Source organism: Mycobacterium sp. NGS27 (assembly GCF_059813005.1).
Genome location: NZ_JCALDT010000052.1, coordinates 1 through 317 on the forward strand (window position 1 = coordinate 1; position 317 = coordinate 317).

At 71.6% G+C, this 317-nt stretch carries 1 protein-coding gene; it reads left to right on the forward strand.

Features of this window, described 5'->3' with window-relative positions; all coding sequences use genetic code 11:
• On the forward strand, positions 1-317 hold a 317-nt coding region (locus AC5Y30_RS25530; RefSeq protein WP_499922102.1), incomplete at both ends, for a hypothetical protein.

Here is a 317-nt window from a genome sequence, read left to right on the forward strand (position 1 = left end):
GACAGCATCGCCTCGATGCAGGTGGTCGCCAAGGCGCGCGCGGCCGGGCTGGTGTGTCGGCCCCGCGATGTGTTCGTCGAACACAGCGTGGCCCGGCTGGCCCGGGTCGTGGTGGCCGCCGAGGCGGGGGTCATCGATGAGGGCATCGGGGTGTTGCCCGCGACCCCGATCATGGCCTGGCTGGCCAGCCTGGACGGCCCGACCGACCAGTTCAACCAAACCCTGATCCTGCACGCCCCCACCGGGGCCACCCACCACGACGTCATCACCGTGATCCAGGCCCTGCTCGACCGCCACGCCATGCTGCGCGCCCACCT